The 14,661-nt window shown below is 66.2% G+C and carries 13 protein-coding genes; 2 read left to right on the forward strand and 11 right to left on the reverse strand.

Annotated features, from left to right (window positions below; all coding sequences use genetic code 11):
• Positions 1 to 26 precede the first annotated feature (26 nt).
• The 5 genes from ABFP37_RS00520 to ABFP37_RS00540 all read right to left on the reverse strand — a co-directional run bounded on the left by ABFP37_RS00520 (position 27) and on the right by ABFP37_RS00540 (position 5,423).
• Positions 27 to 1,757, reverse strand: coding sequence for an MDR family MFS transporter (locus ABFP37_RS00520; RefSeq protein ID WP_347032422.1), 1,731 nt, complete (start codon positions 1,755 to 1,757; stop codon positions 27 to 29).
• Complete coding sequence (locus tag ABFP37_RS00525) at positions 1,754 to 2,425, reverse strand: TetR family transcriptional regulator (RefSeq protein WP_347032423.1); 672 nt, start codon at positions 2,423 to 2,425, stop codon at positions 1,754 to 1,756. Before ABFP37_RS00525 ends, ABFP37_RS00520 begins: the two co-directional genes overlap by 4 nt.
• 186 nt (positions 2,426 to 2,611) lie before the next feature.
• Positions 2,612 to 4,033 (reverse strand): class II fumarate hydratase, encoded by a 1,422-nt coding sequence (locus ABFP37_RS00530; protein ID WP_078030113.1) that lies wholly within the window; start codon positions 4,031 to 4,033, stop codon positions 2,612 to 2,614.
• 87 nt (positions 4,034 to 4,120) lie between these two features.
• On the reverse strand, positions 4,121 to 4,735 hold the full coding sequence (locus ABFP37_RS00535) for a carbonic anhydrase (protein WP_078030112.1): 615 nt from the start codon (positions 4,733 to 4,735) through the stop codon (positions 4,121 to 4,123).
• A 10-nt stretch (positions 4,736 to 4,745) separates the two neighbouring features.
• A complete protein-coding gene (locus tag ABFP37_RS00540; RefSeq protein WP_347032424.1) occupies positions 4,746 to 5,423 on the reverse strand; it encodes a DUF4245 domain-containing protein in 678 nt (225 codons plus the stop codon).
• A 211-nt stretch (positions 5,424 to 5,634) separates the two neighbouring features.
• On the opposite strand from ABFP37_RS00540, the gene glpX reads away from it, so the two are divergent.
• A complete protein-coding gene (gene glpX, locus ABFP37_RS00545; protein ID WP_185982402.1) occupies positions 5,635 to 6,654 on the forward strand; it encodes a class II fructose-bisphosphatase in 1,020 nt (339 codons plus the stop codon).
• Between the two features lie 310 nt (positions 6,655 to 6,964).
• Here glpX and ABFP37_RS00550 read toward each other — a convergent pair whose 3' ends face one another.
• Genes ABFP37_RS00550 through ABFP37_RS00570 form a run of 5 tightly spaced genes read right to left on the reverse strand, consistent with a single transcriptional unit; the run spans position 6,965 to position 12,630 of the window.
• Positions 6,965 to 7,924: a peptidoglycan bridge formation glycyltransferase FemA/FemB family protein gene (locus ABFP37_RS00550; protein WP_078030109.1), complete on the reverse strand. Its 960-nt coding sequence runs from the start codon at positions 7,922 to 7,924 to the stop codon at positions 6,965 to 6,967.
• A gap of 5 nt (positions 7,925 to 7,929) precedes the next feature.
• The gene (manA, locus tag ABFP37_RS00555) at positions 7,930 to 9,180 is read right to left on the reverse strand and encodes a mannose-6-phosphate isomerase, class I (RefSeq protein WP_347032425.1); all 1,251 of its coding nucleotides are present in this window, start codon (positions 9,178 to 9,180) and stop codon (positions 7,930 to 7,932) included.
• A gap of 34 nt (positions 9,181 to 9,214) precedes the next feature.
• Complete coding sequence (locus ABFP37_RS00560; protein WP_347032426.1) at positions 9,215 to 10,864, reverse strand: LCP family protein; 1,650 nt, start codon at positions 10,862 to 10,864, stop codon at positions 9,215 to 9,217.
• A gap of 9 nt (positions 10,865 to 10,873) precedes the next feature.
• Positions 10,874 to 11,437, reverse strand: a complete 564-nt coding sequence (gene purE, locus ABFP37_RS00565; RefSeq protein WP_078030106.1) for a 5-(carboxyamino)imidazole ribonucleotide mutase — start codon at positions 11,435 to 11,437, stop codon at positions 10,874 to 10,876.
• On the reverse strand, positions 11,434 to 12,630 hold the full coding sequence (locus ABFP37_RS00570) for a 5-(carboxyamino)imidazole ribonucleotide synthase (protein ID WP_078030105.1): 1,197 nt from the start codon (positions 12,628 to 12,630) through the stop codon (positions 11,434 to 11,436). Before ABFP37_RS00570 ends, purE begins: the two co-directional genes overlap by 4 nt.
• Positions 12,631 to 12,827: 197 nt before the next feature.
• On the opposite strand from ABFP37_RS00570, the gene ABFP37_RS00575 reads away from it, so the two are divergent.
• The gene (locus ABFP37_RS00575) at positions 12,828 to 13,391 is read left to right on the forward strand and encodes a GtrA family protein (protein ID WP_078030104.1); all 564 of its coding nucleotides are present in this window, start codon (positions 12,828 to 12,830) and stop codon (positions 13,389 to 13,391) included.
• 17 nt (positions 13,392 to 13,408) lie between these two features.
• Here ABFP37_RS00575 and ABFP37_RS00580 read toward each other — a convergent pair whose 3' ends face one another.
• The gene (locus ABFP37_RS00580) at positions 13,409 to 14,107 is read right to left on the reverse strand and encodes a TIGR03089 family protein (RefSeq protein WP_078030103.1); all 699 of its coding nucleotides are present in this window, start codon (positions 14,105 to 14,107) and stop codon (positions 13,409 to 13,411) included.
• Positions 14,108 to 14,661 lie beyond the last annotated feature (554 nt).

Here is a 14,661-nt window from a genome sequence, read left to right on the forward strand (position 1 = left end):
TCGCCCGGAGTCTTTCCAGGGGCGTGTCAGCGGCGCCGGTCGGCCAGCTCGCCGTCGTCGTTATTGGCGCCGCCCGCCGGGGGTCCGTCTGCGGACGCTGCCGGCAGGTGGGCGGCCGGTTCAGTACCGGTGACGACGGCGCTGCCGCCGTTGCCGCGCCGTGCCGCTTCCAGCCGCTCGGCTTCCTCGCCGCCCACCGCCTCGCCGCGGGCCACCATGCCGGCCGTGTCGGAGAGCGGGATCTGCTTCAGGGTCAGCGCCAGGACCAGCGCAATCCCAAGGAACGGCAGCAGGTACCAGAACACCGGTGCCAGCGAATCTGCGTAGGCGTTCACAATGGCGTCCCGGAGCTGTTCCGGGAGCTGGCTCAGCGCCTGCGGGTCCAGGGTCTGGGTCGACTGCGCCGCTTGTCCGGCGGAGGCACCGGCCCCGGTGAAGGCGTTGGTCAGCGACTCGGACAGCCGGGAGGTGAAGATGGAACCGAACACGGCCACGCCCAGGGACGCACCCACTTCGCGGAAGTAGTTGTTGGTGCTGGTGGCCGTGCCGATCTGTTCCGCAGGCACGGAGTTCTGCACTACCAGGACGATGACCTGCATGATGGAGCCCAGGCCGGCGCCGAAGACGAACAGCTGGACGCAGATGACCCAGATGGGGGTGTCGGCCGTCAGGGTGGTCAGCCAGAGCATGGCGCCCATGGTGAGGGCGGCGCCCATGATGGGGAACATCTTGTACTTGCCGGTCTTGGAGATCCGGATGCCGGAATAGATGGCCATGCCCATGAGGCCCGCCATCATGGGCAGCATGAGCAGCCCGGATTCGGCAGCGGAGGTCCCGGAGGACATCTGCAGGAACGTCGGAACGAAGGCGATGGCAGCGAACATGCCCAGTCCCAGCGTGAAGCCGATGGCCGTGGAGTTCACGAAGATCCGGTTCTTGAACAGGCTCAGCGGGATGATGGGATCCTCGGCCCGGCGTTCCACGGCCACGAAGGCGGCCGCAGCCAGCACCAGGCCGGCGCCGAAGGCCCAGGTGAGCGGCGAATCCCAGCCTTCGTCTTTCTTGCCGCCGAAGTCGGTGAAGAAGATCAGGCATGTGGTGGCGGCAGAGAGGAGCAGCACGCCCAGGATGTCGATCCGTTTCTCCGCCTTCTTGTTCGGCAGGGTCAAAGTGAACCACGCGATGGTGAAGGCGGCGATGCCGATGGGGATGTTGATGTAGAAGGCCCATTCCCAGGTCAGGTGGTCAACGAAGTAGCCGCCCAGCAGCGGTCCGGCCACGGCGGAGAGGCCGAAGATGGCCCCGAGCGGGCCCATGTACTTGCCGCGGTCCTTGGCCGGGACGATGTCGGCAATGATGGCCTGCGAGAGGATCATCAGGCCGCCGCCGCCCAGGCCCTGGATGGCGCGGAAGACCACGAAGCCCCAGAAGTCGGTGGCGAACGCGCAGCCCACCGAGGCGAGGGTGAACAGTGCGATGGCTACAAGGAACAGGTTGCGCCGGCCCAGGACGTCACCAAACTTGCCGTAGATGGGCATGACGATGGTGGTGGCGAGCAGGTACGCGGTGGTGATCCATGCCTGGTGCTCCACGCCGCCGAGCTTCCCCACGATGGTGGGCATCGCGGTGGAGACGATGGTCTGGTCCAGGCTGGACAGCAGCATCCCGGCGATCAGGGCCGAGAAAATGATCCAGATACGTTTCTGGGTCAGCAGCAGCGGCTCGGCTGCTGCCTTGGAACTGACTGCGGTGCTCATTGGTGTCCTTCTGCGGAATGGTGTTCGGGGAGTGTCAGGGGCTGTGAGAAGAGCAGGCGCGCGGAGGCGATGTTTTGCAGCAGCAGGTCCTGGTAGGAACGGGTGTTGCCCTCGGAGAAGTAGGCCATGCTGGTGTGCCGGGCAATGCTGCCCAGGGCCACGACGGCCATCCGGACCACCGGGTGGTCCGGGGTCACGCCTTCGCGGGCGGCCAGTACGCGGGCAAAGTGGGCTTCGCGTTCCTCCGTGGCACCGATGATCTTGAGCATCAGCTGCGGTTCCTTTTTGATGACACCGATCAGCTGGCGCGTCTCCTCCTCGGAGGAGCTCATGCGTTCCGACATCTTCAGCGCCAGCTCCACCAGGTCCTGGAGCAGGCCGGGGGAGATCTCACCGGAGGGGGAGCCGGCGCCGCCGCGGATGAACTCGGCAAAGACCTCGGCAGGCAGCTCATCGTCCACGTGGCCGAGGATGGCGTCCTCTTTGGACGGGAAGTAGTTGAAGAACGTCCGGCGCGAGATGCCGGCCTGTTCGCAGACGTCTTCCACGGTGTAGCCGTTGAGGCCGCGTTCGGCCGTCAGCGACCGCGCGATGGCGGTGATCGCCGCCCGGGTCGCGGCCCGCTTCCGTTCCCGCAGGCCGGTGTCACTAGTTGCACTATTACTCACAAAGTAAAGTTTTGCACCAATTCCTAAATAGTGCAATCTTTGGCAGGAGCGGCCACGTGAGCACCCCCAAAGGGGCGAACGGACACCTGAGCCCCGGCCCGCCGCAGCTCCCTCAACGCCAGCGGCCGCCCGCCTTCGCCGGGAAGGTGGGCGGCCGCCGTCGTACGTAAGGGAGCCGGTGGGGACTTAGGCCTTGTGCGGCGGGCGGGTCATGGACATGACGTCCAGGGCGGTGTCGAGCTGCTCTTCGGTCAACTCGCCGCGCTCCAGGAAGCCCATGGCGACGACGGTCTCACGGATGGTGAGGCCCTCGGCCACTGCCTTCTTGGCGATCTTTGCCGCGTTCTCGTAGCCGATGTATTTGTTCAGCGGGGTGACGATCGACGGCGACGCCTCGGCGAGGAAGCGGGCGCGCTCGACGTTGGCGGTGATGCCGTCGATCATCTTGTCGGCCATGACGCGGCTCGTGTTGGCCAGCAGGCGCACGGATTCGAGCAGGTTGGCGGCCATGACGGGGATGCCGACGTTCAGTTCGAAGGCGCCGTTGGTGCCGGACCAGGCGATGGCCGTGTCGTTGCCGATCACTTGGGCGCACACCATGATGGACGCCTCGCAGATGACGGGGTTGACCTTGCCGGGCATGATCGAGGAGCCGGGCTGCAGGTCGGGGATGGCGATTTCGCCGAGGCCGGTGTTGGGACCGGAGCCCATCCAGCGCAGGTCATTGTTGATCTTCATGAAGGAGATGGCAATGTTGCGCAGCTGGCTGGAGGCTTCGATGAGGCCGTCGCGGTTGGCCTGGGCCTCGAAGTGGTCGCGCGCCTCCGTCAGCGGCAGGCCGGTGTCGGTGGCGAGGAGCTCGATGACGCGCTCCGGGAAGCCGGCAGGGGTGTTGATGCCGGTGCCCACGGCGGTGCCGCCGAGGGGAACCTCGGCCACCCGGGGGAGGGAGGCGTTGATGCGCTCGACGCCGTAGCGGACCTGCGCGGCGTAGCCGCCGAACTCCTGGCCCAGGGTGACGGGGGTGGCGTCCATGAGGTGGGTGCGGCCGGACTTGACCACGTCCTTGAACTCCACGGCCTTGCGCTCCAGCGAATCGGCGAGGTAGCCGAGGGCCGGGATGAGGTCGTTGATCAGCGCGGACGTGGCGGCAACGTGGACCGACGTGGGGAAGACGTCGTTGGAGGACTGCGAGGCGTTGACGTGGTCGTTGGGGTGGACCACTTTGTCGCTGCCGGCAGCCTTCAGGGCGCGGGAGGCCAGTTCGGCGATGACCTCGTTGGTGTTCATGTTCGAGGACGTGCCGGAACCGGTCTGGAAAACGTCGATGGGGAAGTCGCCGTCGTACTTGCCCGCGGCCACCTCGTCGGCAGCGTCTGCGATCGCCTTGGCCAGCTCGCCGTCGAGCACACCCAGTTCTGCGTTGGCCTGGGCAGCGGCCTTCTTTACCCGCGCCAGGGCCTCGATGTGGGCACGTTCAAGGGTCTTGCCGGAGATGGGGAAGTTCTCGACTGCACGTTGCGTCTGCGCGCGGTACAGGGCGTTCACGGGGACGCGGACTTCGCCCATCGTGTCATGTTCAATGCGGAACTCTTCAGTGGAAGTCATGGGGCTAGCTTAGGGCGATCAGGGGCCGCACCGAAAACCGTGAACCGCTTGCTACGGCGCTCCTGGCGGGGCCGCTGCAGTGCCGGTTTAGAGCTCGCCGATTCCGGAAACCAAGTCGGCGCGGCCCTCTGCAAGGCTGTAGGAAAGCCCGATCACAGCCGCCCGTCCGCTTTCGATTGCGTCGGAAATCACACGCGAGCTGTCCACGAGGCGCTGCGACGTCTGCTTGACGTGCTCCACCACCATCTGGTTGACCTCGGTTTCGTCGTTGCGCAGGGAGGTCAGGACGGACGGCGTGATCCGCTCGACGAGGTCGCGGATGAAGCCCACGGGCATCTGGCCCGTTTCCACTGCAGTTTTGGTGGCGCTGACGGCGCCGCAGCTGTCATGACCGAGCACGACAATCAGCGGCACGGCGAGGACGCCGATGCTGTATTCGAGGGAGCCGAGCACTGCGTCGTCGATCACCTGGCCTGCGGTGCGCACCACGAAAGCGTCGCCCAGGCCCAGATCGAAGATAATCTCGGCGGCGAGCCGGGAGTCCGAGCAGCCGAAGATCACGGCGAAAGGATGCTGGTTTTCCACCAGCGAGGACCTTCGCGAGGCGTCCTGGTTGGGGTGTGATGATTCGCCGTTGACGAAACGTTCGTTGCCTTCGCGCAGACGGCGCCAGGCCAGAGCAGGGGTGAGGTAGGTTGCCACGGCAACTACCTTACGGTGCGGGGCTCGCCGAAGGGGAAACCGTTACCGCCGGGTTACTGTCCATGGAATTTACGACGGCGGCGGCCAGCACTGCGAACTCGTCCAGTTGGGCCTCGCCGCTCAGGACGACGGTGGTGCCGCGGTGGTCCAGCACCATACTCTTCTCGCCTTTGCCGGTGTCGCGCAGTTCCCATTCCTGTCCTCCCGCATTCCGGGTTCCGGTCACCGGAGCATTCTTTGTCTGCTGCAGGAGCCAGGTGGGATTGGCGTTCCGGGTCTGGACGAGGCCGATGAAGGCCTCCTTCGGAGTGAGGTAGCCAATTTCCCAGGTGGGCACCCCGGTGCCGGTGCCGGCTTCCCAGCGGGCGTAATTGGGGCGGAATGTGTCGCCCCCCGCGGGGGTCACCGGTGTGAATCCCGCCACACCGGCAGCGTTGCGGGCCACGGCCGTCACATCGATGTTGGGGTGGAACCCGTCGGACTTCGGTGCGGGGTTCATCAGGACGATCGGCAGGAAGGCGGCGATGCTGACCACCAGCGCGACGATCATGCCGATCACCGAGGCGTTGGCCCGTTTGGCGGCAGCGGCGGGGATTACCGGCTTGACAGGCGGCGCTGCCATGGCGGGGGAGCTGCCGTGGCCGGCTTCCGGTGTCGTGGGGGTGGACTTGTCCTGCGTTTCACTCACACCTCTATAGTCGCCCATGCAGGGGCGGAACTCACATTCCGTGCCGGCGACGGTGAGGGAGATCGTGCGTTACGCGGGTGGGTCATCCCATGACCTTGGTGGTCCACCGCGACTATGATCAGTTACAGAGGAATCACCGCGTTGGCCGCCTCAGGCATCGCGGGTCCAATGATCGCCACTCGAAGAAGAGGTTCACGTGTCACCAGCGTCCATGACCCAGAAGTATTCCACGCTTTCCCCGTCGCTTGCCGTTGGCATCGACGAGCCGGACCGCAACCTTGCACTTGAGCTTGTCCGCGTCACCGAGGCCGCGGCGATCGCCGGCGGCCACTGGGTGGGTTTCGGTGACAAGAACAAGGCCGACGGTGCCGCCGTCGACGCCATGCGCTCGTTCCTCCAGACTGTCCACTTCAACGGCGTTGTGGTCATCGGTGAAGGCGAAAAAGACGAAGCCCCCATGCTCTTCAACGGCGAGCACGTCGGTGACGGCACCGGCCCCGAGTGCGACGTCGCCGTCGACCCCATCGACGGAACCCGCCTGACCGCCCTCGGCATCAACAATGCCCTGGCGGTCTTGGCCGTTGCCGAACGTGGCTCCATGTTCGACCCCTCCGCCGTGTTCTACATGGAAAAGCTCGTCACCGGCCCGGAAGCGGCCGACATGGTGGACCTGCGCCTGCCGGTCAAGCAGAACCTGCACCTGATCGCCAAGGCCAAGGGCGTCAAGGTCAACCAGCTCAACGTTATGATCCTGGACCGCGACCGGCACCGCCCCCTCGTGGAGGAAATCCGTGAAGCCGGCGCGCGCACGAAGTTCATCATGGACGGCGACGTCGCCGGTGCCATCGCGGCGGCCCGTGCGGGCACTGGCGTGGACGCCCTCATGGGCATCGGCGGAACCCCGGAAGGTATCGTCGCGGCCTGCGCCATCAAGTCCCTCGGCGGCGTCATCCAGGGACGCCTGTGGCCCACAAGCGACGACGAGAAGCAGAAGGCGATCGACGCCGGCCACGACCTCGAGCGCGTGCTCTCGACCAACGACCTCGTCTCCAGCGACAACTGCTACTTCGCCGCCACCGGCATCACCGACGGCGACCTCCTCAAGGGCGTCCGCTACTCCAAGGACAAGGTGCTGACGCAGTCGATCGTCATGCGCTCCAAGTCCGGCACCATCCGCTTTGTCGATGGCGAGCACCAGGCCAGCAAGTGGGAAGGCTACGCCCGCCGCTAGCCCCACCGCCTAACAGCGCGAACTGGCAGCAAATGACCTCAAATCCAAAGTTTGGGGTCATTAGCTGCCACTTCGCGTTAAGCGCCGGCGTCGTCCTGTCCCGCGATTCGGACCAGTACCGATGCGACATCAAGCGGCAGCGTGTGACGGAACGTCTGGGCTGGCGGGAAGTCCGTGGGCACAGGAGCGACCTGGACGGCGAGCGGCCGTTCGTCGTCGAAAGAGTCTGGGCGCTTCTCGGCGGTCCGTCCTCGCCGATCCGTTCGGCGCGAACTGGCAGCCACTGCCGGCAAAGAACGGAACTGAGGGCTTATCTGCCAGTTCGCGTCAAAACCGAGCGCAGGGTGTCGCGGAGCTTTCGGGCCACCTGGTAGGCCGCGTAGCGGGGCTTGTTGACCGGCAGGTCCCATGTTCCGGGGTAGGCGATCTCGCGGCCGCCGAAGGACTTCTTGAACGCCGTGAAGCCGGCCCACTTGTGGTCCGGCTGGTCGGCCGGGGCCACGCCCCAGAGGTCCACGTGCTTGAGGCCCTTGTCCTGGGCATCGGCCATCAGCGTCACTAGCAGGGGGATGCCGGCACTCAGCTTCCGATGCGTGTCGTCCATGGCCGCGTGGGCATAGGTCCGAGTGTCCGCTGAATCGTACGCCAGGGCAGCCGCGATGGGCCCGCCGTGGAGCTCGGCGATGAACAGCGTGGCGGCGCCGGCGGGCATCATGGCGGCGGCCACCTGGCTCAGGTACTCGTCACTCTGTGGCTTGAAGCCGTTGCGCCTGGCCGTCATATGCAGGAAGTTCAGGAGCACGCGGATGTCCTCCGGATCCTGCGAGGAGCGGAACGTGACGCCCTTCTTGTGGATGTTCCGGTAGAGGTTGCGGTTGACCGGCTTCATCTCGGCAAGGACTTCTTTGAAGTCCCGGTCGAGGTCCACAATCCAGCTGAGCTCGGGCTGCTGATTGACCGGGGCAGGCTGCAGTCCGCGGCTTCGCAGCGCCGCCGGGGCCGTTGCCGGATCCAGTCCTGCCGCTGCGGGCTCGATCCGGATGAAGACGGCGCCGCAGGACTTCGCCACAACCCGAAGGGCCGCCAGGGCGGCATCAAATGCGTCGACGGACTCGGCCACCGGTCCATACGGCGCATACAGCACCTTGCCCGCGGGGTTCTTTTCCTCAACAGCGAGGAAGCTCCACCCCGGGCCGGAGTCCCGGTGAACCGTCCGGCCCAGCGAGGTCTGGAAATCAGCCCATGCCTGGGTCTGCAGGAAGTATTCCACCGGGCTCAGGCCTTCATCGAGGTGGTCACGGCGAAGGCCACGGCTGTTTCCCCGGCACCGGAGACAGAGTGGACATTCACGGGGGCGTCAGCGGCCGGCAGGAACGCGCTCCCGCCGCGGCCCAGTTTAAGGTCACCCCTCGGCGAGTCAAGGTAGACGGACCCCTCAACCACGATGATTACCGCCGCACCTGATTGCGCCAGCGGCACGGGGGCTCCGTCCGGCAGCAGCGCGATCCGCTGGAGCTGGAATTCGCGGAAGGGCGGCTGGTACAGCTCCTGGCCCAGGTCCGAGGCTTCCGCGCGGAGCATGGGAACGCCCACGGACTCGAAGGCAATGGTGTTCAGCAGCTCGGGCACATCGATGAACTTCGGCGTCAGCCCGCCCCTGAGCACGTTGTCCGAGGAGGCCATGACCTCGACGCCGAGGCCGTGCAGGTACGCATGCACGTTGCCGGCGGGAAGATACACGGCTTCGCCGGGCTCCAGCGAGAGCCGGTTCAGCAGCAGGGAAATCAGCACCCCCGGATCTCCGGGGTACTCGCTGTTGAGGCTGAGCACCGTGGAAAGTTCCGGCTGGTAGGGCGCCATCGGCGCGCCGGACGTCAGCGCCTCAACAACCCTCGACGTCGCCTCCTGGACGCCCTCCCCGCCCGCGATCAGCCGCTCGAACGCTGCCCGCAGCGCGGCGCCCTCCTCAGGCAGGGAAAGGTCATCGATCACCTCGGTCAGGATCTGCGGCACGCCGGAGCCGGAGAGCTCCAGGCACCCGGCCAGGTGGAGGAAAACGTCCCGGGACTTCGCCGTTTCCCGGAAACCGCACAGCGCGTCGAACGGGGTGAGCGCGAAGATCATTTCCGGCTTGTGGTTGTCGTCCCGGTAATTGCGGTTCGGTGCATCGGCCGGGACGCCGTCAGCGTTCTCGCGGGCAAAACCGGCCCTGGCCTGTTCGAGGCTGGGATGGACCTGCAGCGAGAGCGGCTTGGCCGCGGCGAGGACCTTGGTGAGGAAGGGAAGGCGGGGGCCGAATTCAGCGACCGATGCCTCGCCCAGGAAATGGTCGGGATCCTCGGAAATCAGCTCGTCCAGGGGCGCCGTGGTGCCGTCCGGACGGGTGGCCACCGACGGGGAATCCGGGTGCGCGCCGATCCACAGCTCCGCTTCGGGGCCGCCCGACTCTGGCCGGCCGAGCAGTCCGGCGATCGCCGTCGTCGATCCCCAGGCGTACGGCCTGAGGACATTGTCGATTTCGTACACAGCCGGGTGTCCTTCTCTCTTGAAGCAGGTGTGACTAAAGGGGAGCGCACTGGCCGTTGGTGGCCACGAGATCCCGGATGGCCTGCTCGTTCCCCTCGCGCTTGAGCTGGTTCAGCATCTTTTCGGTAATAGGTTCGCCGGCCGGCGTGGTGGTCACCGGCGTGAAATCCGACGACGACGACGGCGACGGCGACGGCGCGGGTGTGGTTGCTGGTACGCGCAGCGGGGGACCGGCCGCCGTCAGCCCGCTGCCGCCGGCCGCGCTCTGCGGCTGGAGCACGGCGTCGTCAGGACCGGCCGCGGCCGGTGACGAGGAACTCTGCGAGTCGAGGAGCTTCCGGACACGGTCGTGGATGACGTCGAAGTCAGGCACCGTGGAGAACGACGCGGCGAAGTCCGGCGGACCAATAGTGAGGCGGCGGATCTCCTTGCCCTTGGCCTTCATGGCCAGGTCAACGAAGCTTCCCAGCTGGCTGGAGGAGATGTTGGACTCCACCACCTTGGTGCCGGCGTTGGCGATGTCTTCGAACTTCGAGAGCAGCGTGGCCGGGTCCAGTTGCCTCAGCATGGCCTGCTGGACGCACTGCTGCCGCTGGATCCGTGCGTAGTCGTCAACGAACTCACGGGAACGTCCGTACCACAGCGCGTGGTAGCCATCCAGCTTCTGTTCGCCGGCGGGGATCCAGCCGAGGGGCATGCCATGGATGCCGTTCGCCTCGTCGATCATGTCGCCGCTGATGGGCACCCAGCCGCCGGCCTTGATCCGGATTCCGCCCATGGCATCGATGAGCTTGGCGAAGCCGTCCATGTCCACCAGTACGTACGCCTGGACGGTGATGCCCAGGGTTCCGGACACGGCTTCCAGGGTCGCCTGCGCGCCGGGATCGGCCACGCCGGGGTAGAGGTCCTTGTGTTCGTTGGTGACCTCGGTGTTGATGGCGTTGATGAGGCAGTCGTTGCCGCAGTTGTAGCCGTCGGGATACACCTGGCGCATGGGGGAGCCCTCGCTGAACCGGGCGTTCTGCAGGTTGCGGGGAATGGAGATGATGGCCGTCTTGCCGCTCTCGGCGTCCACGCTGAGGACGGACAGGCTGTCCGGCCGCCGGCCGGTGCGGTCTGCGCCCGCGTCGCCGCCCATCATGAGGAAGTTGTACCGGCCGTCCACGGGATCGATCGCCGGGCCGTTGGCATTGAAGATGCTGCCGATCGCGTTGCGGCTCACGTTGAGCAGGTAGGCCGCATAGCCGAGCGAGCCGCTGCTGAGCACCATCGCGAGGGCCAGCGTGATGCCGACCGCTGGCCGCATCCCCCGCGGAAGGAGGACCGGCCGGATGAGCCGCAGCGTGTTGACGAACAGCACGAACCAGCCGACTGCCAGGGCCGCGAGGATGAGGACGATGAGCAGTGAGGCGATCGGGTTGGTGACAATGTTGATGAGCAGGGTGCGGTTGGTGAACAGCAACACCAGGGCCAGGATCGCCACAGCCCAGACGCTGAGCGTGACCCGCAGTGCTATGCGGCCAAGCTTGCGGTCGCCCGCCACGATCTGGGCGCTCCCCGGCACGAAGAGCGTCAGGAGGATCAGCAGGAAGGCGCGCTTCGTGCGGACGGGCTCCGGCGCACTCGCCGGATTCCGGACGGGGTCCGTCAGCAGGCCCTTGAATGGCAGTTCGTTGTTGGCCATGACGGATCCCTAACGGCTGCCCCGGAGACCGACGTTGTTGTCGGAGAAGACTTCATTGACTTTCTGCCGGAGGTTGGCGCCCTTCCGGCTGGCCACGTCGTTCAGCTCTTGCGCAAAGTCCATGAGCTCGGCGCGCAGGCGCACGGCGAGGTCGTCCGTTCCGGCTGCCAGCATCCGCACGGCAAGCAGGCCGGCGTTCCGGGCGCCGGCAATGGAGACTGTCGCCACGGGGACTCCGGCGGGCATCTGCACGATGGAGAGCAGCGAGTCCATGCCGTCGAGGGTCTTGAGCGGGACCGGCACGCCGATGACGGGCAACGGAGTGACGGAGGCCAGCATGCCCGGCAGGTGGGCTGCGCCGCCGGCCCCGGCGATGATCACGCGGAGACCGCGCTCGTGGGCCGTCTGTCCGTACCGGATCATTTCGGTGGGCATGCGGTGCGCGGAGACAACGTCGGCCTCGAAGGGGATGCCGAACTCTGCCAGGGCATCAGCGGCGGCCTCCATCACGGGCCAGTCCGAATCCGACCCCATGACGAGGCCGACCAGTGGGGCGGGTGTTTCGGGGCTCATGCGTTCTCCTCGGTTGTTGCTGGTCCTGCGTCGGCCGGCAGCCTGCCGTCGCGGATGATGCTGGCCACCGCAGTTGCCCGTTGCCGCAGGGATCCGACGTCCGCAACGGATGCGCCCACCAGGTTGACATGACCTATCTTCCTGCCGGGTCGCACGGATTTCCCGTAACAGTGGACTTTCGCGGCGGGTTCCGCCGCCAGGGCCGCCGGGTAGGCGGAGAACAGGTCCTGGTTGTCGCCGCCCAGGAAGTTCTTCATCACCACGACCTGGCCGAGAACGTCGGTGGCGCCCAGGGGGAGGTTGAGGACCGCCCGGAGATGCTGTTCGAACTGGCTCGTGACGGAGCCGTCCTGGGTCCAGTGGCCGGTGTTGTGCGGACGCATGGCCAGTTCGTTGATGAGGAAGCCGGCCCCGGTCCCGGGCGTCTCGAAGAGCTCCACGGCCATGACTCCGGTGACGCCGAGTTCGTTGGCGATCCGCAGGGCTGCCTCTTCTGCCGACGCGGCAACCTCGAGGGGGATGTCCTGTGCGGGCGCGATCACTTCGTCGCAGACGCCGTCCACCTGGATGGTGTGGACCACGGGCCAGGCCCGGGACGCGCCGTCCGGCGTGCGTGCCACGAGGGCGGACAGTTCACGGCTGAACTCTACCTTGGCTTCGGCGAGGAGCGGGCTCATGGCTTCGAACCAGTCCGCCGTTTCGGCGGCGTCCTCGGCGGAGCTGACGATGCGGACGCCCTTGCCGTCGTAGCCGCCGCGCGGCATCTTGAGCACTACTGGCCACCCGGTCCTGTCGCCGAACGCGATGAGCCCGGCCACGTCGTCCACAGATGCCCATACGGGATTGGGAAGCTCGAGGCGGTCGATGGCGGCACGCATGACGAGTTTGTCCTGGGCGTTGATGAGTGCGTCGGGCCCCGGCTGGACGTTGACTCCGGCTTCGATCAGGGCATGGAGGTGCTCGCCGGGAACGTGCTCGTGGTCGAAGGTCAACACGTCCAAGCCCTTGGAGAACTCCAGGAGCGCAGCGAGATCCTTGTAGTCGCCCACAGGGGCGTTCGCCACGGCTGAGACTGCGGAAACGTCTTCGCCTTCGGCCAGGACGCGGAGTTCAAAGCCCAATGCGGTGGCGGCTGGGGCCATCATGCGCGCAAGCTGGCCGCCGCCAACCACGCCGATTACTGGAAAAGTCACATATGCCAGCCTACAGAAAAGGAGCGCGGTTACCGGCTTCGACGGCGGCGAAGCGCCCTAAATTGCCCGATATCCATGCCGCAGCCCGCTACGGGAGCGCCGTGGGCGGTTCCCCCGTTGAGGATACTCACGGGAAACCGGGCTAAAATGGGAGCTTGGCCCAACGGCCCCCAGTATTCAGACGGCCACGGAGGGTCATGTTTAACACACTTGCAGAGCGCATCCGGGGACTCGCCTCGCTGTTTTGGCGCGAGGTGGCGAAGTTCGGTGCCGTGGGCGGTGTGGCGTTCGTCATTGACAACGGACTGACCTACTACCTCATGCACGGTCCCATGACGGACAGCGAAGCCAAGGCCCGGTTCGTGGGGGCCACAGTGGCCACCGTGTTTTCCTGGATCGCCAACCGCCTCTGGACGTTCCGCCACCGCCGCCAGGCCAATGTGTTGCGTGAGTTCTTCATGTTCATCCTGATCAACGGCATCGGTATTGGCATTTCCACCGGTTTCACGGCCCTGGCCAAGTATTCGATGGGCGTCACGGACAAGAACATGCTCTTCGCCGCCGGCATCGTCGGCATCCTCGTGGCTACCGTTGTCCGCTTCTTTGCCTACCGGTTCCTCGTGTTCAACCAGGAGCTGGACCAGGAGCCGGAGTTTTCCCACGACCACGAGCTCATCGAGCACCACCATGCCGCCAAGCCGGCCGCCCGCCAGGCGGAGCCGGCAGCCGAGGATCCGGAAGTTCCGGCCCGCCGGGAGTGAGTGCGGCGGCGCGGATTTCAATCGCCGTGGATGCGCTCCGCCGCGAGCAGTTTGTCCGTGAGCTCCACGTCGCCGTGCACCAACACCACTGACCCGTCGTTCTTCCACACGCCGAGGGCGTTGGCCAGCGCGGCCTCCAGCCCGTCAGCGGCTTTGACCAGCAGCCTGGCCCCGCCCTCGTGCCCGGCGGCGAACCCGTCCAGCAGTTCCCCATGGCGCACGGCTGTGCCGCCGGCGCGTCGGACGGCCGGCTGACCTGGATCCGGATCGTTGTGGGCCATGAAGACGTCACCGTGCGAGCGGACCTCAGCCGCGTAGTCGAGAACACCGGCGGGCAGTTCACCAGGCCACCGCATGGCCAGGGCGGGCAGCGGCACCGCAATGACGGCGTCGAACCCGTCCCCGGCCCGCGTCGGCTCGGAGGTCGCCAGCAGCTCCGCGCCGTCGCCGTCCAGGATCACCTCCATGCCAAGCTGCCAGGCCGCAAGGGCCCAGATCATGGATTTCCAGTGTGCCGGCAGGTCAAGCCGCAGCCGCGTTCCGGGTCCTGCGTCGAGTTCGTCCTGCAAAAGGTTGCTTGTCTTTGCCACCCAGTTATCCAGCACCCGGCCGGAGAGCTCCACACGCTCCGAGTCGGGTCCGTACCAGGTGAGGCGGGGGGAGGTGGAGTGGCCCGAGCGCAGGGCCGTCATCAGATCAATGGCCGGGATGTTCATGGCTTCATCTTGCCACGCAGAGCACGTGTGTCCACCGGGGTCGTGGCTGGACCGGGCAGCGCCCAGGTCGGCCGCTGGGCCGGTGTCCGCCGCCGGCGTCGGCAGTCCCCGGCACAGCCCGCGAGGGCCGCGGCCGGCCCGGATCAACCATCCGGAAGCCGTGATCTCCGACACATCGCGTTACTAATGTCGTTTTGCGATAACGTGCCGCATTCCTGGGGTTTCCGCGGAATTGCGGTGCACGCTAACCAAACACTAAGCTTGCTGTCAAATTATGCGACCCCGGAATCCGGCCCCGCGAAAAAATTCCCGGGCGTGGCGCGGCCCGTGATCAGGTCGGCCATTGATTATTATCCGGGCGACGGCTTGACTCCCATTACTTACACGCGTGTAATTAGTAATCAAAGCCACCGCGAAGCTCGGGCACACAAACCTAGTGTCCTGAGCGTCCGGGCAAAGGCTGCACTATTCGGGGAGGGGACGCCATGGGGCAAGTTGAGCGTATCCATGAGGAAGCCGTTGTGGCCGGCCAGGCCACTGCAAAATACCGCTCG

It is taken from the genome of Burkholderia sp. RS01, from assembly GCF_039748055.1.
GTDB lineage: Bacteria > Actinomycetota > Actinomycetes > Actinomycetales > Micrococcaceae > Arthrobacter.

Excerpts from the sequence above, each read along its gene's own strand:
- ABFP37_RS00520 (WP_347032422.1), bottom strand. The coding sequence starts at position 1,757 with ATGAGCACCGCAGTCAGTTCCAAGGCAGCAGCCGAGCCGCTGCTGCTG.
- ABFP37_RS00530 (WP_078030113.1), bottom strand. The coding sequence starts at position 4,033 with ATGACTTCCACTGAAGAGTTCCGCATTGAACATGACACGATGGGCGAA.
- glpX (WP_185982402.1), top strand. The coding sequence starts at position 5,635 with ATGACCCAGAAGTATTCCACGCTTTCCCCGTCGCTTGCCGTTGGCATC.
- ABFP37_RS00560 (WP_347032426.1), bottom strand. The coding sequence starts at position 10,864 with ATGGCCAACAACGAACTGCCATTCAAGGGCCTGCTGACGGACCCCGTC.
- purE (WP_078030106.1), bottom strand. The coding sequence starts at position 11,437 with ATGAGCCCCGAAACACCCGCCCCACTGGTCGGCCTCGTCATGGGGTCG.
- ABFP37_RS00575 (WP_078030104.1), top strand. The coding sequence starts at position 12,828 with ATGTTTAACACACTTGCAGAGCGCATCCGGGGACTCGCCTCGCTGTTT.
- ABFP37_RS00580 (WP_078030103.1), bottom strand. The coding sequence starts at position 14,107 with ATGAACATCCCGGCCATTGATCTGATGACGGCCCTGCGCTCGGGCCAC.